Below are 19704 nucleotides of genomic sequence, written 5' to 3'. Positions count from 1 at the left end.
GGGGGGGTGGGTGGGCCGGGGCGCCGCCGACGGCGTGGGGCGCACCCCTGCCGCGGAGCGGAGTTGCGGAGCGAGCCGAAAGGTCAGGCGTTGCGGGGCATGCCGCGGCCGAAGGTGAACGCACGGACCACCTGGATGATGCCCAGGACCACCAGGAAGATCCCGCCGTAGATCACCAGGACCGCGAGGGATTCCAACGGAATAAACAGGACCACTATGCCGGCCAGGATGCCCAGGATTCCGAGCACGATGGCGAACCAGCGGGAGCCGCCGCGGTCGGACTCGGCCAGGCTCATGACGCCTTCCACGATCCATGCAATGCCGATCACCAGGGCCAGTGCGGTCAGGGAGGCCGCGGGATTGCGCATCGCGATCACCCCCACGGCCACCAGGGCCAGTCCCACCAGGATGTTCAGGATCTTCAGCCCCGGACCCAGTCCGGTGAACACACCCAGCAGGATGCGGATGGCGCCGGCCACCACAAAATAGAGGCCAAAGAGGACGGCCAGGACCTCCAGTGTTGCCCCGGGCCAGAACAGGATCAGCAGCCCGAGGACTATCGAGACCACCCCGATGGTTGCCAGTCCGAGCCGGATCCCGCGCACTGCGGAGCGGGCCAGGTTGAGTGCATCCAATGCGAACCCGTCTTGCCGGAAGTCGCTGCCTGATGTGGTCATGCTCAAGACCTCCCGTGAGAATCCCCCAAGCGGTTCCGGCAGGTGCCGGCCTCCCCAGTATCCGCCGCCCTTCGCCCGCTTCTCTAGCCAACCGTTCCGGATCGGCCCCGTGCCGCCCCAACTTGCGGTCAGCACCCCGTGCGGGCGGTTACACCGGCGGCAACCCGTTCTCGGCGGTCCCGTGCGGCTCCAGCAGTTCCCGGACCTCCGCGTCGGCAGTCTGCGGGAAATGGCGGTAGGCCAGCCCGACGGCGTCCAGCCCGCTGCGCGCCCAAGGCACCACGACGTCGTCGGCCGGGAAGATGCGCAGTTCCGCGCCGCCGCCGCACGCCACCGGAGCGGCGGCCACCAGCCAAGCCGGGTGCAGCTGGCGGACTGCGGCGAGGGCGGCGCGCATGGTGGCCCCGGTGGCGATACCGTCATCCACCAGCACCACGGCGTGTCCCGCGATGGGCCGGGCCGGTGCTCCCTGCCGGAACAGTTCCTCCCGCCGCCGCACCTCTGCAAGCTGCGCGTCCGCGGCGGCTGCGAACAGCTGCCCGGCCTGCGGTTCGCGGCGGCGCCAGTAGTCCAGCACGTCCGAGTTGTGCACCACGCTGGTGACGCCTGCGATGCCCGCGACGGCCCCCGCTGCGAGTTCGGGCTGCGGCGGGTAGCCGACCTTCCGCACCACCACTACATCCAGCGGAGCGTGCAGGCCGCGCGCCACTTCCGCAGCCACCGGCACCCCGCCGCGCGGCAGGCCCAGCACCAGCAGATCCTGCGTACCGGCATAGCCGGCGAGTGCGGCGGCAAGCTGCCGCCCGGCCTCGGCCCGGTTCCGCCAGCCCGGGAACGGACCCGGCTGCTGCTGCATGGGTGCTTCCGGCATAGCTGCATCTCCGGAGGGGAATGTTCCTTTTACGCTAGGCGGAGCACCGAGTGGGGGTAAAGTGCCCGTCGTTGCCAAAGGGGACCGGCCCATAGCAAAGTGGCCGGTATGACGCAGACCGCAGTAATCACTGGAGCAACCTCCGGAATCGGGGCCGAGTTCGCCCGCCAACTGGCCCAGCGGGGCTACAACCTGGTGCTGACGGGACGGAATACCGAACGGCTGGAGTCCTCCGCCGCGGAACTGGCCCGGCAGTTTTCCGTCAAGACCGAGTACATCGGCGCAGACCTGTCCACCGAAGACGGCGTGGCCGCCGTCGCCGCCCGTGTGCAGGAGCCGGATGTGCGGGTGCTGGTGAACAACGCCGGTTACGGACTGAAGAACGACTTTGCCCGCAACAGCCTGGCGGACGAAACGGACCACCTCAATGTGCTGGTCACCGCACCGCTGAAACTGAGCCACGCCGCGCTGAACAGCATGCCGGCGAACGGCGGCGGGCAGATCATCAATGTCGCCTCGCTGGCCGGATACCTGCCACGGGGCACCTACAGCGCTGCCAAGGCGTGGGTGATCAACTTCAGCCGGTGGGCCAACATCTATTACAAGGACCGCGGCATCACCGTGACGGCCGTGTGCCCCGGGTTTGTGCATACCGAATTCCACCAGCGGATGCAGATGGACAAGAGCGTTTACCCCGGCTGGATGTGGCTGCAGCCGGACCGGGTGGTGCGGGAGGGGCTGGCGGCGGCCTTCGCCGGCAAGGGTGTTGTCATCCCGTCCAAGCGGTACCGGGCGCTCGCAGCGGTGAGCGGTCTGGCACCGCAGGAGCTGGTGGCCCGGCTCGCCGGCCGGGGGCGGTAGCCGGGTCCGGACGGGGACCTGGGCGGCGGGGCGCCGGGGCTGGCACGACGCCGGGGTCCAATATGGCGGCGTCCCCGCCCCGGCGGGTGCGGTCGCCGTGACCGCGCGACGGCGGCGTCGCAGGACGTCATGCAGGCTGGCGGCGGGTCCGCGGCAGGCCTAGGGTGGCTGCACGGCCCCGGCGAAAGCGAGTTCCATGAGCATCCCCACTGTTTATGCCCTGCACGAGAACCCCGAGTGGTTTCCGCCCTTTGCCCGCGCCTTCGAAGCCGAGGGCGTGCATGTGGAGGAATGGCTGCTGACGGACGGCGTGCTGGACCTGGACGCGGTGCCGCCGGAAGGGATTTTCTGGTCGCGGATCAGTGCCTCCTCACACACCCGGGATCACGGACTGTCCAAGGACTACGCCCGGGCGGTGCTGTCCTGGCTGGAAGCCCACGGACGCCGGACGGTGAACGGCCGCAGGGTCCTGGAACTGGAAATGAGCAAGGTGGACCAGCTGACCGCACTGCGGGCCGCCGGCATTGATACCCCGCGCACCGTGGCCGCCGTCGGCCGGCACCAGATCCTGGCCGCTGCCAAGGAATTCGGCACCCCCTTCATCCTCAAGCACAACCAGGGCGGCAAGGGCCTGGGCGTGCGGAAATTCGACTCGCACGGGGAGCTGGCGGACTACGTTGCCTCCGCGGACTTCGAGGAACCGGCGGACGGCATCACCCTGGTCCAGGAGTACATCCAGGCCGCCGAGCCGTTCATCACCCGTGCCGAGATAGTGGGCGGGGAATTCATCTACGCCATCCGGGCCGATACTGCCCGCGGCGGCTTCCAGCTGTGCCCGGCCGACGCCTGCGCCATCGACCCCTCCACCGGCAAGCCGATCATGCCGCCCGGCGCCACCATTGCCCCGGACGCCGACACCCAGCTGTTCAGCCTGCGCGAGGACTTTGACCATCCGGTGATCGGGAAATACCTGGAGTTCGCGCGGCGTACGGGGCTGGAGGTGTGCGGCATCGAGTTCATCGAGGCCGCCGACGGCCGGCTGCTGACCTACGACGTAAATACCAATACCAATTACAACGCGGCCGTGGAGGCAGTTGCCCCGCAGTCCGCGCCTCGGGCCCTGGCCCGGTACCTGGCCTCCCTGGCGGGCTGACTTTCCGGCCGGCGCTGGCGGTCGCACCCGCCGCTGGTCATCGCGTCCGCCTCTTTGCGCCGAGGGCGGACTGCTCCTCCACACCCGGCAGCGGCTCGGAACCTGCGTGGTTTGGACCTCTTTATTTATCGGGAGAAGCGCGGTCTCGCTATAGTCATTTTTAGCCAATCTAAGGAGCATATCCATGTCCGCTGCCGCTGAAAGTGCCTCTGAACCGCTGTGGGTGAAGAACTATCAGAGCGGTGTTCCTGCGCAGATCGAGCTGCCCACGGAATCCCTCACCGCCATGATGGAAGAAGCCGTTGAACGCTTCGACGGCAAGGTGGCACTTGAATTCTTCGGCGCCGAGACCAGCTACAAGGACCTGGGGGACCGGATCAACCGTGCCGCGGAGGGACTGCGGAAGCTGGGCGTGCGCAAGGGCCACCGCGTGGCCATCATCCTGCCCAACTGCCCGCAGTACCTGATTGCGTTTTACGCCGTGCTCCGGCTGGGCGCCGTCGTCGTCGGCCACAACCCCCTTTATACGGAGCGCGAGCTGCGCCACCAGTTCGAGAACCACGGTGCCAAGGTTGCCATCGTGTGGGACAAAGTGGCGGAAAAGGTTCAGGACTTCCCCGGCGACGTCGCCGTGGACACCATCGTGGCCGTCAACATCATCAAGGCCATGCCGCGCATGAAGCGGATCGCGCTGGCGCTTCCCGTTCCCTCGCTCCGGCGCACACGGGAGGGCCTGACCGCCAAGACCGAGAACACCATGTCCTGGGAAGACCTGCTGGACACCAAACCGCTGGCGGCGGACCACCCGCGCCCGCAGGTCACCGACCTCGCGGCGCTCCAGTACACCTCGGGCACCACCGGGGTGCCCAAGGGCGTGATGCTCACGCACTACAACCTGCGCTCCAACGCGCTGCAGGGCAAGGCCTGGATGCACGGCGCGCAGGAAGGCAAGGAAGTCATCTACGGCGTGCTGCCAATGTTCCACGCCTTCGGCCTCACCCTTTACCTGACGTTCTCGGTGCTCACCGGCTCACGCCTGGTGCTGTTCCCCAAGTTCGACGTGGACCTGGTGATGACCGCCGCGAAGAAGTCCAAGCCAACCGTGTTCTGCGCCGTTCCGCCCATCTACGAGAAGGTCGCCACCGAATCCAAGAAGCGCGGCGTGGATCTGTCCACCATCCGCTACGCCATTTCCGGTGCCATGACCCTGCCCGCCGCCACCGTGAAGCTCTGGGAAGAGGTTTCCGGCGGCCTGCTGGTGGAAGGCTACGGCCTGACCGAGTCCTCGCCCGTGGCCCTGGGCAACCCCTTCGCCGAATCGCGCCGCAACGGCACCATCGGCGTCCCGTTCCCGAGCACCGAGATGCGGGTCGTGGACCCGGATGCTCCGGAAAACGACGTCGAGCCCGGCACTGCCGGCGAGCTCCTGATCCGCGGCCCGCAGGTGTTCGCCGGGTACTGGAACAACTCGGAGGGCACCGCCGAGGTGCTGCTGGAAGGCGGCTGGCTGCGCACCGGCGACGTCGTTACCGTGGACGAAGACGGCTTCGTAAAGGTGGTGGACCGCCGCAAGGAACTGATCATCACCGGCGGGTTCAACGTTTCGCCCACCGAGGTGGAGGAAGTGCTGCGCACCCAGCAGTACATCCTCGATGCCGCCGTGGTGGGTCTGCCCCGCGCCGACGGCGGCGAGCAGGTAGTGGCCGCCGTCGTCCTGCAGGAAGGCGCCGAACTGGATGAGGCAGCCCTGCGCGCCTACTGCCGGGAACGGCTCACCCCGTACAAGGTGCCGCGCAAGATTGTCGCCATCGATGAGCTGCCCAAGTCCATGCTGGGCAAGGTGCTGCGCCGCCAGGTGCGGGACACGCTGCTGCAGTCGGAGAAGCTCCCCGCGTAATCCGTAGCGGGTGCGCACCTGTCAGGGGCGCACCCGTACCTCGTGCTGCCGGTACCTATTGACGGTTCTCCGGGCCAGGGGCTGGAATTGTAAGTGGGCTTGGTATGTGTGCCAGGTCACTCACCAGTCAACCAACCGGCCACCCGGAGCCGCAGGCGGAAAACGCCTCGACGTTGACCTCCACGGCCGGGGGTGAATTACCGCCGGCCAACCGGCTCGGCGGGTTCGCTGTCGCGAGGAGAACAAGATGATTACAAATCAGCAGGTCGAAGGACTTATGACCGGCTCGGGCAATGTAATGGGGCCGAACGGGGACAGGATCGGTTCCGTCGGCACGTTCTACCTGGACGACCAGACCGACGAGCCGGCTTGGGTCACGGTCAATACCGGGCTGTTCGGCACTTCGGAAACGTTCGTCCCCCTGAGCGAGGCAACGGTCGAGGGCGTTGACGTCTTGGTGCCCTATTCCAAGGAAGAGGTCAAGAACGCGCCGCACATCGACAGCGACGGTTCCATCAGCCCCGAGGAAGAGGTCACCCTCTACCGTTACTACGGGTTCAGCTACGACGACGGCTCCAGCGAGTCGATCACCGAGACGGAAACCTTCAGCACCGACAGCGGCACCCTGACGGACGGGGGCACCACCTCCGGCCGCAATTCCAGCGGTATGACCGGCAGGGACGCCGACGCCGGACTGGTATCGGATGAGCGCACGGCCGGCACCTCCACCGGTGCGGGAACGTCCGATCTCTCGTCCCACTCCGGATCCGATTCACGGTCCGGCTCCAACATCGACGATGCCATGACCCGGTCCGAGGAACGCCTGAACGTGGGCACCGAGAACCGTGCCGTGGGCCGGGCGCGGCTGCGCAAATACATCGTCACCGAGACGGTCACCCAGCAGGTGCCGGTCAGCCACGAGGAAGTCCGGATTGAGCGCGAGCCCATTACGGACGCCAACGCCGGCGATGCCCTGTCCGGTGCAGAGCTCACCGAGGACGAGCATGAGGTGACGCTGCACGCGGAGGAGCCAGTGGTGTCCAAGCACACCGAACCAGTGGAGCGGGTGCGCCTGGACACCGAAACGGTCACGGACACGGAAAGCGTCTCCGAAGAGGTCCGCAAGGAGCAGATCGACACGGACGTCAACGACTCCGACATCCGCCGCGGCTCCTCCGGTTCTTCCGGCGGTTCCGGATCGGGCGGTTCGGGTTCGGGTGGCAGCTCGGGCTCCGGTTCGGGCGGCAGCCGCTAGGGTTTCCACTTCGCTGCACGACGGCGGGTCCCGGTTTCCGGGGCCCGTCGTTTTGCTGTGCCGGGCGGGGCGCCGTTCCCGGCGTCGTGCTGTGCCCGGCGAGGTGCTGCGCCCGCCGAGGTGCTGCCGGCGGCCCGCCGCCACTGAGTACGGGGGCGGGGTGAACCTCTGCCTGTTGAGCAGATAACGGGCCTATCGGGCGGCCATAACCCCATTAACTGCTCAATAGGTGGGCTGTCGAAGTCCGGCCGCTCAACAGACACACTAAAAGAGCTGCCTGCCCGTCCGACGCAGGTGCTAGGTTGGGGCAACTGTTGTCGATTTCCGGGGGGGACCCATGAGAAAAACTGTCGCCGTTTCGGCCTTGGCACTGCTGTTCCTCACAGGTTGCGCTGCAGAGGAGGCCGGGCCCGCTCGCCCCTCCGCCGCAGAGCAAACTGCAACCACCAAGCCGTCTGCAACCGCTAAGCGGTCCGCAACTGCTGAGCCTGCCGCTGCCGGGCCTTCTGCAACCAGTGGAAACGTTGCCCGGGACTCGGTGGAGGAAACGTGCCGAAAGCTCCTCGGCACCAACGCCGACGGACCCCTCTGGGAAGTGAACTCCCTAGTAAGAATCGATGGAGGAACCAGTGGTTTCGTAGGAAGCGCGGAGACAGCCCGTGCCCTGCACGAAGAAGTCCAAAACATAGCGACGGACGCCACGCCGGACGTGGAGCTGCTGCTGCGGGAGTTTTCCTCGCCGTTGGAGAACACCATACTGATTGCTGAAAAGCCAGGTTCCGCTTGGACCTTCAACCCCGATACCTGGGTAACCGCCTTCGCCCACCTCCAGAGCACTTGCGCGCCCTATAACGTCGGGTGACTCCGCCACGGGCGCGAGTATCAGAGTCAGAACAGCCCGCTCGTCGTGCTGCGGTGCCCGGAACCCGGCCGCAGCGGTTTTGGGTTAGGGTGGGGCAACTGTCCACGGATCCCGGGGGAACCTATGCGAAAAATTACTGCCATTCCGGCGCTTGCCCTGCTGCTTGTCACCGGCTGCAGTGCGGCAACGGAGGAAACCGAACCCGTCGCGGCACCGGCAGCGGCTTCTGCTACCCCCACGCCTTCCGCCGCTCCGACGGCGTCGGCAAAGGATTCGCTGGAGCAGTCCTGCCGCAAACTCCTCGGGCCGGAGGACAAAGGGGTGCTTTCCCAGGCCAGCTATTTCGTGCGAATCAATGAGGGTACCTACGGATTCAACGGTCCGGCGGAAAGTGCCCGCGCAGTGGAGAAGCAGATCCGCAGCATCGCTCTCACCGCGCCGGAGGGCCTGGACGTGCAGTTGGATGAGTTGATCTCGTCCTTGGGCACGGCCATCATTGCGGCCGAAAGCCAGACTGCCGGGTCGAGCTTCGATATGTTTACGTGGCAAAGCACCATTGCGGACCTCCAAGCAACGTGCGCCCCCTACGAAATGGGCTGAGTCCGGCTACATGCCAGGTCTTGACGGCGTTCCGGTTGGCGGGTCCACCACTACCTGGACGTCATCCTCATAAATGACGGACCCGGGATGTGCTGACCGGACTTCCTCCCATTGGACTCCGTACCGGGTCAGGAGATCGAGGTATCCGGGCACCCGCGCCAGCAGATGAACGGCCGTGCTCTTAAACCAGGCCTGCGCGTGCGGGTGAAGGTCCCTGTCGTACACCGCGGGGTCGGACACGCTCGGATTTGGATAGGCAGCGTTGTACCAAGCGTTGGCGCTGGCCCACCACTCAAGGTCTTCCTCTGACAGCTTTCCCTCTGCGGCCAGGCTGTTGGCCAGCCCGAAAACACCCACCCTGTTTCCCCGGCGGCTGAGCTCTGTCGCCTGGTACCTCACAAATGCCGCGTCCATGGATGGAATCCTTGCACGTCTGCTGGCGCATCCCGGCCGCCCTGCGCTGGAGTCTCCGGAAATGCTGCCACTTTGGGAAAACGCTGCCGGTATGGGAAATTCCTGCCGGTTTGCAGCGGAGGGAATTCCCAAACTGGCAGCAAAATCCCAAACCGGCAGCAAAACCTCAAGACCCGGCAGGGGAAACCCCGCAACCCCAGCGCCTAGCCGACCAGCTCCGCCGTCCGGGCCAGTACCTCCCGGCAGGCCAGGATTGCCGGACGCTGGCTGCCCGCTTCCCGGACCGAGGTGAAGATGGTCCGGCGGGGTTTGCCCGGCAGATCCAACAGCCGGACGGTGGGCGGGCGGCCGGTCCACACCAGCTCCGGCATCAGCCCGACGGCGTTGCCGGACTCGATCAGCCGGATCTGTGCCTGCAGGTCAGCGGTTTCATACCGCACGTCCGGTTCGAACCCGGCCTGCCGGCAGGCCTGCTCGGCCCAGTGCCGGGAGGCGGCGCCGCGGGGTTCCATCACCCAGGCACGCGAAGCGGTATCGGCGATGGAGCGGATATCCGCCCCGCCGAGCCGGTCCTCCGGCACCGCCAGCTGGATGGCATCGGTGGTGAGCTGCATCCGGTCCAGGCCGGGATACCGGGGTGCGGCATGTCCGGGGTACTGCTCGGCAATGACCAGGTCGAAATCCCGCGCCCAGGTCTCATAGAGGGCGGTTTCCGGTTCCCGCTGGGTCATCTCGATCCGCACCTCGGGGTAGTCCCGGCCCAGGATGGTCAGGGCGTCGGGCATCAGGGCCAGGGCAGCGGACTGGAAAACCGCCAGCCGTACGGTGCCTGTGACTGTGGTCAGTGACTCGGCCAGGTCCGCCTCCGCCCGTTCCATCGAGTCCAGTATCTGCGCCGCGTGGTCCACCAGGATTTCGGCCTGCGGGGTGAGCGTGACGCGGCGGCCGGTCTTCCGGAGCAGCTCCACCCCCACCTCTTTTTCCAGCAGGGCCAGTTGCTGGGAAACCGAGGACGGGCTGAAGTTCAGTGCCGTCGCCACGGACGCCAGAGTGCCCCGGACCTTCAGCTCGCGAAGCAGCCGGAGCCGGCGGATATCAAGCATGGCGGACACCCTTCGATTGTTCAGGAAAGCTGACCAGTACCAGTTGGAAAAGATCGCTTTATCTAATTGAACTACAAGCGGATGATTGGTCAGTACCCCGGGGGGATAGCCACTTGTTAGACGAAAAGAGCACCAGGAAAATGACCGATACCTTTGAGGACCGCGCCACCGCCGATGCAGTCCCCAATTCCGGGCTGGCAGAGCAGTCCGTAGACCTTGTCCGCCGCTGGCTTACCGAGGCAGCGGCCGTGCCCGTGGACGCCTCCGCGGCGCAACTGGCAGGCGTGCTGAAGGACCCCGACGGCCTTGGTTTCACTGTCGGATTCGTGGACGGCGTGGTCCGCCCCGAAGACATCCGCGTAGCCGCCCGCAACCTCGCCGCCCTGGCTCCCCGCGTACCCGGCTTCCTGCCCTGGTACATGCGCGCGGCGGTCCGTGCCGGCGGCATCCTGGGCCCGGTGATGCCGCAGGTGGTGATTCCCGCCGCCCGCAAGGTGCTGCGCGAGATGGTCGGCCACCTGATTGTGGACGCCACCGACGCCAAGCTGGGCAAGGCCATCGCCGGCATCCGCAAGGACAACATCCGCCTGAACATGAACCTGCTGGGCGAGGCAGTTCTCGGACAGCACGAGGCAGCCCGCCGGCTCGAGGGCACGCACGCGCTCCTGGCCCGCGACGACGTCGACTACGTCTCCATCAAGGTCTCCGCCACTGTGGCCCCGCATTCGCCGTGGGCCTTCAACGAGGCCGTCCAGCACGTTATCGAATCCCTGACCCCGCTCTTCCGCCGTGCCGCGCAGTCACCGGTGAAGAAGTTCATCAACCTGGACATGGAGGAGTACAAGGACCTGGAGATGACCATGGCGGTCTTCACCGGCATCCTCTCCAACCCGGAGTTCAAGGACCTGGAAGCCGGCATCGTGCTGCAGGCCTACCTGCCCGACGCGCTCTCGGCCATGATGCGGCTGCAGGAGTTCGCCGCCGCCCGCCGGGCCGACGGCGGCGCGGCCATCAAGGTGCGCGTGGTCAAGGGTGCCAACCTGCCGATGGAACAGGTGGAAGCTTCCCTGCACGGCTGGCCGCTGGCCACCTGGCACAGCAAGGCGGACAGCGACACCAACTACAAGCGCGTCATCAACTATGCCCTGCACCCGGAGCGCATCCGCAACGTGCGCATCGGCGTGGCCGGGCACAACCTGTTCGACGTCGCGTTCGCCTGGCTGCTGGCCGGTGAACGCGGTGTCCGGGACGGGATCGAGTTCGAAATGCTGCTGGGCATGGCCGCCGGCCAGGCCGAAGTGGTGCGCCGCGACGTCGGCAGCCTGCTGCTCTACACCCCGGTGGTGCACCCGGCCGAGTTCGACGTCGCCATCGCCTACCTGATCCGCCGCCTTGAGGAAGGCGCCAGCTCGGAGAACTTCATGTCCGCCGTCTTCGAACTGGCGGACAACGAGGCCCTGTTCGAGCGGGAGAAGCTGCGCTTCCTGGCCTCGGTGGAGAACCTGGATACCTCCGTGCCGGCCCCGCACCGGGTGCAGGACCGCAACCTGCCCGCCGCGGCCGCCGCCACAGACAGCTTCGACAACACCCCGGACAGTGACCCGTCGCTGCCGGCCAACCAGGCCTGGGGCCGGGCCATCCTTTCCCGGGTGCCCGGCTCGGACCTGGGCAAGGCCGCCGTGGCTGCCGCCGCCGTCGGCACCGAAGCCGAGCTGGAAACGGTCATCAACACCGCGGTCACCGAAGGCAAGGCCTGGGGTGCCCTCAGCGGTGCGGAACGCGCCGAAGTGCTGCACCGCGCCGGCGAGGTCCTCGAAGCCCGCCGCGCCGACCTGATGGAGGTCATGGCGGCCGAGACCGGCAAGACCCTGGACCAGTCGGACCCCGAGGTCTCCGAAGCGATCGACTTCGCGCACTACTACGCCGAGCTTGCCCGCGAACTCGATGCCGTGGACGGCGCCCGCTTTGTGCCCTCCCGCCTGACCGTGGTCACCCCGCCGTGGAACTTCCCGGTGGCCATCCCCGCCGGCTCCACCCTCGCAGCCCTGGCAGCCGGGTCCGCCGTCGTCATCAAGCCCGCCCGCCAGTCCGCCCGCTGCGGCGCGGTCATGGTGGAAGCTCTCTGGGAGGCCGGTGTGCCCCGCGACGTGCTGCAGATGGTGCAGCTGGGCGAGCAGGAACTGGGCCGCCAGCTGATTTCCAACCCCGCCGTGGACCGCGTGATCCTCACCGGCGGCTATGAGACCGCTGAGCTGTTCCGCTCCTTCCGCCCCGATCTGCCGCTGCTGGCCGAGACCTCGGGTAAGAACACGGTGATTGTCACCCCGAGTGCGGACTTTGACCTGGCGGCCCGCGACGTCGCCGCGTCCGCCTTCGGACATGCCGGGCAGAAATGCTCGGCCGCCTCGCTGGTGATCCTGGTCGGCTCCGTGGCGAAGTCGCCGCGCTTCCGGAACCAGCTGGTGGACGCGGTGCAGTCGCTGAAGGTCGGTTACCCCGAGGACCCCACCACGCAGATGGGTCCGGTCATTGAACCGGCAGCGGGCAAACTGCTGAAGGGCCTGACTGAGCTCGGTGCCGGTGAGGCCTGGCTGCTGCAGCCCGAACAGCTCGATGACAGCGGACGGCTGTGGAGCCCGGGCATCCGCACCGGCGTGCGCCGCGGCTCCGAGTACCACCTCACCGAGTACTTCGGCCCGATCCTGGGCGTGATGACGGCGGAGACGCTGGAAGAGGCCATCGACATGGCCAACGACATTGACTACGGCCTCACCGCCGGCCTGCACTCGCTGGATCCGGCCGAAATGGATGTCTGGCTGAACCGCATCCAGGCCGGCAACCTGTACGTGAACCGCGGCATCACCGGCGCAATTGTCCGCCGCCAGCCCTTCGGCGGCTGGAAGAAATCCGCCGTCGGTGCAGGCACCAAGGCCGGCGGCCCGAACTACCTCGTGGGACTGGGCAACTGGGAGCCCGTGGCCGGCACCGGCGCTCCGGAACTGCCTGCCGAAGCCCCTGCGGCCCGGCTGGTGTCCGCGGCGGAAACGGCCGGGTCCGTCTTCGGCCCGGACGACGCCGCGTTCCTCCGCCGTGCGGCCCGCAGCGACGCTGATGCCTGGGCCACAGAGTTCGGCGCCGCCAAGGACGTCTCCGCGCTGTCCGCCGAACGCAACGTGTTCCGCTACGTGCCGGTTCCGGTGACGGTCCGGCTCTCCGAGGGACAGCCTGCCAGCGCCCTGGTCCGGGTCCTGGCGGCCGGTCTCACCGCCGGGTCGGCCGTGACCGTGTCCGCCGCGGTGGACCTGCCCGCCGGTGTGCGCGCCGTCCTGGCCGAGCTCGGCATTCAGTTCACGGTGGAGAACGACGCCGCCTGGCTGGCTTCGGGCGCCGCGCTGACGTCGGGCCGGGTCCGGCTTATCGGCGGTTCCGTGCCGGCCCTGGCCGACGCCACCGGCGGCACCCCCGATGTGGCAATCTACGCCCAGCCCGTCACTGAATCCGGCCGACTGGAAATGCTGCCGTTCCTGCACGAGCAGGCCGTCAGTATCACGGCGCACCGTTTCGGCACGCCGAACCACCTTTCGGATGCGCTGATCTAGGCATCCTCCACCGCCTCCGGAGCCACGACGCCGGGTGGAAGCCAGCAGCACTTACCGCTGCGGCTTTCCACCCGGCGTTTTGGTTCCCCGCCGGCACCGGCCCGGCGCCATCCGGGCAGCGCTGAAGCATTGCTTCCCCGGTACGGGGCGGTCATGATGGCTGCGTAGCCGGGGAGGCAAGCATGGAGCCACTGCTTATGGGCAAGAACGCCGTCATTTACGGTGGAGGCGGATCGATCGGCGGCGCGGTGGCGCGGGCCTTCGCCCGGGAGGGCTCACGCGTGTTCCTGGCCGGACGGACGGCGGAACGGCTGGAGGCCGTAGCGAAAGGGATCCGGGACGCCGGGGGAGTGGCGGAAACCGCTCTGGTGGATGCCACGAACGAGCGGGCAGTTAATCAGCATGCCGACCACGTGGCTGCCGCGGCCGGAAGCCTGGACATCTCCCTGAACGTCATCCAGCACGGGGACGTGCAGGGCACCCCGATGGCGGAAATGTCCGTGGCGGATTACCTGCGCCCGGTGTCCACGGCGGTGCAGACGTTCTTCATCACCGCACAGGCCGCTGCCCGGCACATGATGCAGCAGCGCTCCGGGGTCATCCTGGTGTTCGGCGGGTCCGGCGATCCGGCGCCCGGGCTGTACCTGGGCGGGTTGCAGACGGCGTTCGAGGCGATGGAATCCATGCGGCTGCAGCTCAGCAGCGAGCTGGGTCCCTACGGAATCCGGGTCCTGACCCTGCGGACCGGCGGCATTCCGGAAACCCTGCCGGAAAACATGGAAGGCGCCGGCGAAATCGCCGACGCCATCACCAACGCCACCATGCTGGGCCGCGCCGCCACCCTGGACGACGTCGGCAATACCGCGGCGTTTGCCGCGTCCGACCGTGCGCGCAGCATGACCGCTGCAACACTGAATATCAGCGCGGGGGCCCTGATCGACCGCTGAGCCGGCATGGTGCAGGCTCACGGAAGACCGCTATGCGGCCACTTTCCAGAGCGTGAAATCATCCATGCTGACCGCGGTCCGCTGGCCGGTGGCCTCATCGCGGATCCAGACCGTGAACAGCCCGGGAGCAGTCTCCTGGACCTGGCCGTGAAAATAGGTTTCCCCGCCGCTGCGGGCTTCCACGGTGTCTCCACGGCGAAGGGAACGGATGCTGCGCACGCGCTTGGCGCGCGCCGTCGTTACGGGGGGTTGGGCATTAGCTACCGACAAAAGGCGCCTCCTGTTGCGTTGATATTTATGCCAACGCACGCATATGCATAAAATATTCCCGATCACGCATGGAACCCTGACAACCGGGACAGGAGCGCGGGTAAGATTCGGCCATGGATATCGTGGATTTCCTGGTCCAACGCTTCCAGGAAGACATCTCCGAAGCCCGCAAACTCCTCGCCTCCTCGAACGTTTCCCTCTCCGACCGCTGGTATGAAGAGCGGCTGCTGAAGGAATGCGAAACCAAGCTGATGCTCATCGAGATCATCGGCGGGGCACGCCGGCATGCCCTCTCCCGCATGGTCCTGGATGTGGAGGATGAGGATGATCCACGCTTCCGCGAAGAGCTGGAATGGACCCGGCTGGCCCTTTCCGCCCTTGCAGCCGTGCATGAGGACCACCCGGATTTCCAGGACGGCTGGCGGCTGACGCAGGAACGCCCCTAGCGGATCCGGAAACTGGCGCCCGCGTGCCGCTCGGATGCATCCGGCTCGTTTGGGCAATAGATTGGTGGCATGAGTGCAAAGCCTACTGATCATTCCGTGCCGGACGACGGCGACCTGCTCCGCCGGCTTGCGGCCGTCCATAACGTAGCCACCACCTTCAAGGGGTGGGACGGATCCGAGAAACAGGTTTCGGACGCCACACTGCGGCGGGTCCTCGCGGCCATGGGACTGGCCACCGCCACGGATGAAGAGCTTCAGCAGTCGCTGGCGGACTCCGCCGACGCCGTGTGGCAGCGGCCGCTCCCGCCCACCGCCGTCGTCCGGCAGGGCGCCCCCGGCACCATTCCGGTCCATCTGCCGGCCGGTGCCTCCGCCACTGTGCGGATCCGCCTGGAGGACGGCACGGACCAGGAACTTGACTGGCCGCAGGAGTCTGAGGAGGAAGCGGAGATCCGGGGCACCCGGATGGCCCGTACCCTCCTGCCGCTGCCCGAGGGGATGGCACTCGGCTGGCACCGGCTCGTGCTCGAGAGCGGAGATCACCGGGCCGAGGCAGTGCTGGTGGTCACCCCGGACCGGCTGGGCACGGCCGACGCGCTGCTCGCAGACCGGGCCTGGGGCGTACAGGCGCAGCTGTATTCCGTGCGCTCGTCCCGTTCCTGGGGCATCGGCGACCTGACGGACCTGGCGGACCTCGCCGCCGTTGCCGGCGCGGACTATGACGCCGGATTTGTCCTGATCAACCCGCTGCACGCGGCCGAGCCCGTGCCCCCGATCGAACCGTCCCCGTACCTGCCCACCACCCGGCGGTTCTTCAACCCGCTGTACATCCGGGTGGAGGCGGTCCCGGAATACGCCTATCTGGGTGACGTGCAGCGGCAGGCCGCTGAAGAAGCCGCCCGCAGCCTGTATCCGGCCAACACCTCTGCCGCGGAACTGGACCGCGATTCCAGTTATGCGGCGAAGCTGAAGGTGCTGGAGGATGTCTACCGGGTGGGGCGCAGTCCGGGTCGGCAGCGCCAGTTCGAGGCGTTCACGGCCGACGCCGGGCAGGGGCTGGAGAGCTTTGCCCGCTGGTGCGCGCTGGCCGAGGAACTCAAACCCGGCGCGCCGGAATGGGCCGAAGCGGACGGTCCAGAAAGCGACTACGTGCTGGCGCAGCTGCCCCGGCTGCAGGAGCGGATCGGCTTCTTCAAATGGCTGCAGTGGATCTGCGACGAACAGCTCGAAGCGGTCCAGCGGGCAGCACGGAAGGCGGGCATGGGCATTGGCGTTATCCATGACCTGGCCGTGGGGGTGCACCCGGCCGGTGCCGATGCCTGGATGCTGCGGGATGTGCTGACCTCCGGGATTTCCGTGGGCGCCCCGCCGGACATGTTCAACCAGCAGGGCCAGGACTGGAGCCAGCCGCCGTGGCATCCCCGGCGCCTGGCCGAATCCGGCTACGCCGCGTACCGGGACATGATCCGCACCATCCTGCGGCACGCCGGCGGCATCCGGGTGGACCACATCCTGGGCCTGTTCCGGCTGTGGTGGATCCCGCAGGACGCCGCGTCGCCCGCAGAGGGCGCCTACGTCTACTACGACCACGAAGCGTTGATCGGCATCCTGGCGTTGGAAGCCCAGCGCGCCGGCGCCGTCGTCATCGGCGAGGACCTGGGCGTGTTCGAACCGTGGGTGCAGGACTACCTGGCCGAGCGCGGGGTCCTGGGCACCTCCATCCTGTGGTTCGAGCAGACCGACGACGGCCCGCGCGCCCCGGAAGAGTACCGGGTGGGCGCCCTGACGAGCGTGAACACCCACGACCTGCCGCCCACCGCCGGCTACCTGGCCGGCGAACACGTGAACCTGCGCGAAGAGCTGGGCCTGCTGAACCGTCCGGTGGAGGAGGAACGGGCCGCCGACAGAGAAGCGCAGGAAGCGGTGCTGGAGGCACTGCGCCGGCGCGGGCTGCTGCCGGAGCCGGCGCCCGGCCAGGTGGCAGGACAGCTGGAGGGGGACGCGGCCCGGCAGGCGGTGGAGGCACTGCACGGGTTCATCCTGCAGACCCCCTCGGTGCTGCTGGGGGTGGCGCTGGCGGATCTGGTGGGGGAGAAAAAGACCCAGAACCAGCCGGGGACCGCCGATGAGTATCCGAACTGGCGGATACCCCTCAGCGGTCCCGACGGGAAGGCGGTGCTGCTCGACGACCTGCCGGAGAATGAACGGTTCCGGTCCCTGGCCGCGCTGATGCAGAAGGGAATCTAGCCCTACTGCTCCAGCTTCATGGCCTTGCGCAGGGTCAGCGCGCCGCCGCTCTGCATTACGGCGCGGCGGTAGATCCGGGCCGAGAAGACCAGCAGGCCGTATGCCGCCGCCAGCGCCAGGGCCAGGGACAGGAGCGTCTGCCACAGCGGCACCTCGGTGCTCAGCATCCGGATGGGCATGGCCACCGAGGACACTACGGGGACGAAGGACGCGAGCACCAGCAGCTGGCCCTTGGCGAAGATTCCCGCGAACAGCGCCGCGAAGATCACGGCCATGACCGGAGTGGAGCTGCTGTTGAGGTCCTCGCTGCGGCTGGCCATGGAGCCGAGCATGGCCCAGCCGGCGGCCAGGATGAGGAAACCGACCAGGAAGAAGACCAGGAACCAGCCCGACACGGGGATGATGAAGCCCAGCATTTCCGCCGAGCCGGTGACGTTCATGGCCACCAGCGCAGCCCCGCCGTACAGCGCCAGCTGGACAATGGCAAGCACGGTGTTTCCGGCCACCTTGCCGTAGAGCAGCTGGCGGATGGGAATGGCGGTGGCCAGGATTTCCACCACCCGGTTCTGCTTTTCCTCCAGGACGGACGTGGCAATGGCCATGCCGAAAATAATGGTCGCCATGTAGAAGAGGAAGCTGAAGATAAAGCCGACGGCGGAGGCCAGGCCGGCGTTTTCGCTGTCGCCTTCCAGCAGGGTTTCCTTGAGTTCGCTGCCGGCGGTCAGCTGCTCGGCAGTGGTGCCTGCGGCGGCGGCGTTGGCGCTGATGACGTAGCTGCTCAGGGCATCGGACAGCGGGCCGCGCAGGGAGGAGTCGATTTCCTCCCTGCCGGTGAGCGTCCAGGTTCCGTCGTCCCCGCGCAGCAGGGCGGCGTCGGCTTCCTCATCCCGGACCAGTTGCAGGGCGGCGTCGGAGGAATCTGCGGTCACGGCGTCGAAGGACGTGTTTCCGTCGTCCTCCTGGCCGATGGAATCCGCGCCGGCAACGATCTCCGCCGCGGTGGAGTCCGCCACCGCCACGGTGTGGTCGGAAGCGCGGGAGGACATGTAGCCGCTGAACAGGACGCTGCCCGCGATCAGCAGCATGGTGACCACGGTGGACAACAGGTAGGTCCGGTCCCGCATTTTGACCATGACCTCGCGCAGCGTCACGATCGCCCAGGCGGGGGTGGTGCTGCCCGTCTCAGGCTGCGTTTTCTCTGGAGTGCGGGTTGCAGTGCTCATGCTGTGACCTCACGGTAGATGTCGCTCAGGGAGGGGCGGATGGGGGTGAATTCCTGCACCGAGCCGCGGGCAACGGCGGCGGAGAGGACGCGCTGGGCGCCGGTTTCGTCGTCAAACTCCACCAGGGCGGTGGGCCCGGCGACGTCGATGACGGTCAGGCCGGCCTGCTCGCGCAGCCAGCCGGCGTCGGGGGAGACCGTGATCCGGTGGCGGCGCGGCACGGCGGCCCGCAGCTCGTCACCGGAGCCGGCGGCCATCAGCCGTCCCTGCTGCAGGACCACCAGGTTGTCGCAGAGCCGGTCCACCAGGTCCAGCTGGTGGCTGGAGAACAGCACCGGGACGCCGGCGGAAGTGCGCTCTCGCAGCAGTTCCACCATGGAATCCACGGCAATCGGATCCAGGCCGGAGAACGGCTCGTCCAGGATCAGCACGGTGGGCCGGTGCAGGAGCGACGCGGCAATCTGCACGCGCTGCTGGTTGCCCAGGGAGAGGGACTCCAGCTTGTCCTTACCGCGGTCCGCGAGGTTGAACCGTTCAAGCAGGTCCATGGCTTCGCGGCGTGCGGCGGACTGGGTCATCCGGTGCAGCTGGCCCAGGTAGACCAGCTGCTCAATGATCGGCTGCTTCGGGTACAGGCCGCGCTCTTCGGGCATGTACCCGAACCGGGCCCGCATCTGCGCGGTCAGGGGTTCGCCGTCCAGCAGCACCTCGCCGGACGTGGCGGTCAGTACGCCCATGATCATGCGCATGGTGGTGGTTTTTCCGGCGCCGTTGGCACCGACGAAGCCGGTCATCTGGCCGGAGGGAATGTCGAAGGTGACGTTGTCGACTGCCGTTTTCTCCCCGAAACGCCGGGTGAGGTTGCGGACCTGCAGCATGGCGGCTGCTCCTTTTCCCGGCGGACCGGGCTCGGTGGATTTCTACTGTTTCCGAGCTTAGACAAGACGGGAGGGGGAGAGGATCGGCCGTCCGGCGGAAATCCGTGCCGGTTATCCGGCGGCGGGTTTGTCCCCCGCAAGGATGAGGCCGGATTCGTAGGCAAAGACCACGGCCTGCACCCGGTCCCGGACCTGGATCTTGGCCAGCAGGTTGGACACGTGCGTCTTGACCGTGGCCTCGGCCACGAACATTCCGGCGGCGATCTCCGCATTGGACTGCCCCGCGGCCACATTCACCAGCACCTCACGCTCACGGGCGGTCAGCGAGGCCAGCAGCTTCTGCTGCGCGGCGGCGGCCGGCGACGGCGGCTGCTTCCCGGCCGGCGTTGCTGTACCGGCGG

Annotated in this window: 17 protein-coding genes; 9 read left to right on the top strand and 8 right to left on the bottom strand. The window is 67.4% G+C overall.

The genetic code is table 11. The features are described from left to right. Positions 1-83: 83 nt before the first annotated feature. Entirely contained in the window at positions 84-677 is a 594-nt protein-coding gene (locus AC5RUF_RS15155; protein WP_493999054.1) for an HdeD family acid-resistance protein, read from the bottom strand. A gap of 148 nt (positions 678-825) precedes the next feature. Next, positions 826-1533: a phosphoribosyltransferase gene (locus AC5RUF_RS15150; RefSeq protein ID WP_494131139.1), complete on the bottom strand. Its 708-nt coding sequence runs from the start codon at positions 1531-1533 to the stop codon at positions 826-828. 123 nt (positions 1534-1656) lie between these two features. On the opposite strand from AC5RUF_RS15150, the gene AC5RUF_RS15145 reads away from it, so the two are divergent. The 5 genes from AC5RUF_RS15145 to AC5RUF_RS15125 all read left to right on the top strand — a co-directional run bounded on the left by AC5RUF_RS15145 (position 1657) and on the right by AC5RUF_RS15125 (position 8176). Further along, entirely contained in the window at positions 1657-2409 is a 753-nt protein-coding gene (locus AC5RUF_RS15145) for an SDR family NAD(P)-dependent oxidoreductase (RefSeq protein ID WP_494131138.1), read from the top strand. 196 nt (positions 2410-2605) lie between these two features. Then, positions 2606-3562 carry an ATP-grasp domain-containing protein gene (locus tag AC5RUF_RS15140; protein ID WP_493997739.1) on the top strand — a complete coding sequence of 319 codons (957 nt, stop codon included), beginning with the start codon at positions 2606-2608 and terminating at the stop codon, positions 3560-3562. A gap of 184 nt (positions 3563-3746) precedes the next feature. Beyond that, a complete protein-coding gene (locus tag AC5RUF_RS15135) occupies positions 3747-5459 on the top strand; it encodes a long-chain-fatty-acid--CoA ligase (RefSeq protein ID WP_494131137.1) in 1713 nt (570 codons plus the stop codon). Between the two features lie 247 nt (positions 5460-5706). After that, complete coding sequence (locus AC5RUF_RS15130; protein WP_493997737.1) at positions 5707-6714, top strand: YsnF/AvaK domain-containing protein; 1008 nt, start codon at positions 5707-5709, stop codon at positions 6712-6714. Between the two features lie 985 nt (positions 6715-7699). Next, entirely contained in the window at positions 7700-8176 is a 477-nt protein-coding gene (locus tag AC5RUF_RS15125; protein WP_494131136.1) for a hypothetical protein, read from the top strand. 6 nt (positions 8177-8182) lie between these two features. Here AC5RUF_RS15125 and AC5RUF_RS15120 read toward each other — a convergent pair whose 3' ends face one another. Both AC5RUF_RS15120 and AC5RUF_RS15115 read right to left on the bottom strand, forming a co-directional pair. Further along, on the bottom strand, positions 8183-8590 hold the full coding sequence (locus AC5RUF_RS15120; protein ID WP_493997878.1) for a hypothetical protein: 408 nt from the start codon (positions 8588-8590) through the stop codon (positions 8183-8185). Positions 8591-8793: 203 nt separating this feature from the next. Continuing rightward, positions 8794-9693, bottom strand: a complete 900-nt coding sequence (locus tag AC5RUF_RS15115; protein WP_494131135.1) for a LysR substrate-binding domain-containing protein — start codon at positions 9691-9693, stop codon at positions 8794-8796. Positions 9694-9833: 140 nt separating this feature from the next. On the opposite strand from AC5RUF_RS15115, the gene AC5RUF_RS15110 reads away from it, so the two are divergent. Together AC5RUF_RS15110 and AC5RUF_RS15105 are read left to right on the top strand one after the other, a co-directional pair. Next, positions 9834-13292, top strand: a complete 3459-nt coding sequence (locus AC5RUF_RS15110) for a proline dehydrogenase family protein (protein ID WP_494131134.1) — start codon at positions 9834-9836, stop codon at positions 13290-13292. A 182-nt stretch (positions 13293-13474) separates the two neighbouring features. Then, a complete protein-coding gene (locus AC5RUF_RS15105; protein ID WP_494131133.1) occupies positions 13475-14239 on the top strand; it encodes an SDR family NAD(P)-dependent oxidoreductase in 765 nt (254 codons plus the stop codon). Between the two features lie 30 nt (positions 14240-14269). On the opposite strand, the gene AC5RUF_RS15100 is transcribed toward AC5RUF_RS15105, so the two are convergent. Continuing rightward, positions 14270-14509 carry a hypothetical protein gene (locus AC5RUF_RS15100; protein ID WP_493998531.1) on the bottom strand — a complete coding sequence of 80 codons (240 nt, stop codon included), beginning with the start codon at positions 14507-14509 and terminating at the stop codon, positions 14270-14272. A gap of 113 nt (positions 14510-14622) precedes the next feature. On the opposite strand from AC5RUF_RS15100, the gene AC5RUF_RS15095 reads away from it, so the two are divergent. Beyond that, entirely contained in the window at positions 14623-14955 is a 333-nt protein-coding gene (locus tag AC5RUF_RS15095) for a DUF6221 family protein (protein ID WP_493998530.1), read from the top strand. 69 nt (positions 14956-15024) lie between these two features. Beyond that, on the top strand, positions 15025-17202 hold the full coding sequence (gene malQ / locus AC5RUF_RS15090) for a 4-alpha-glucanotransferase (protein ID WP_494131132.1): 2178 nt from the start codon (positions 15025-15027) through the stop codon (positions 17200-17202). A gap of 2 nt (positions 17203-17204) precedes the next feature. Here malQ and AC5RUF_RS15085 read toward each other — a convergent pair whose 3' ends face one another. The 3 genes from AC5RUF_RS15085 to AC5RUF_RS15075 form a co-directional block, all read right to left on the bottom strand. Then, positions 17205-18425 carry an ABC transporter permease gene (locus AC5RUF_RS15085; RefSeq protein ID WP_493998726.1) on the bottom strand — a complete coding sequence of 407 codons (1221 nt, stop codon included), beginning with the start codon at positions 18423-18425 and terminating at the stop codon, positions 17205-17207. Then, a complete protein-coding gene (locus tag AC5RUF_RS15080; RefSeq protein ID WP_494131131.1) occupies positions 18422-19303 on the bottom strand; it encodes an ABC transporter ATP-binding protein in 882 nt (293 codons plus the stop codon). The genes AC5RUF_RS15085 and AC5RUF_RS15080 overlap by 4 nt, the downstream gene beginning before the upstream one ends. 111 nt (positions 19304-19414) lie before the next feature. Further along, on the bottom strand, positions 19415-19704 hold a 290-nt coding region (locus tag AC5RUF_RS15075; RefSeq protein ID WP_494131130.1), incomplete at its 5' end, for a response regulator transcription factor.

It is taken from the genome of Arthrobacter sp. Y3224198, assembly GCF_059090025.1.
The sequence above is the reverse complement of the archived record's forward strand: the minus strand, read 5'-3'. Positions and strand labels throughout refer to the sequence as shown.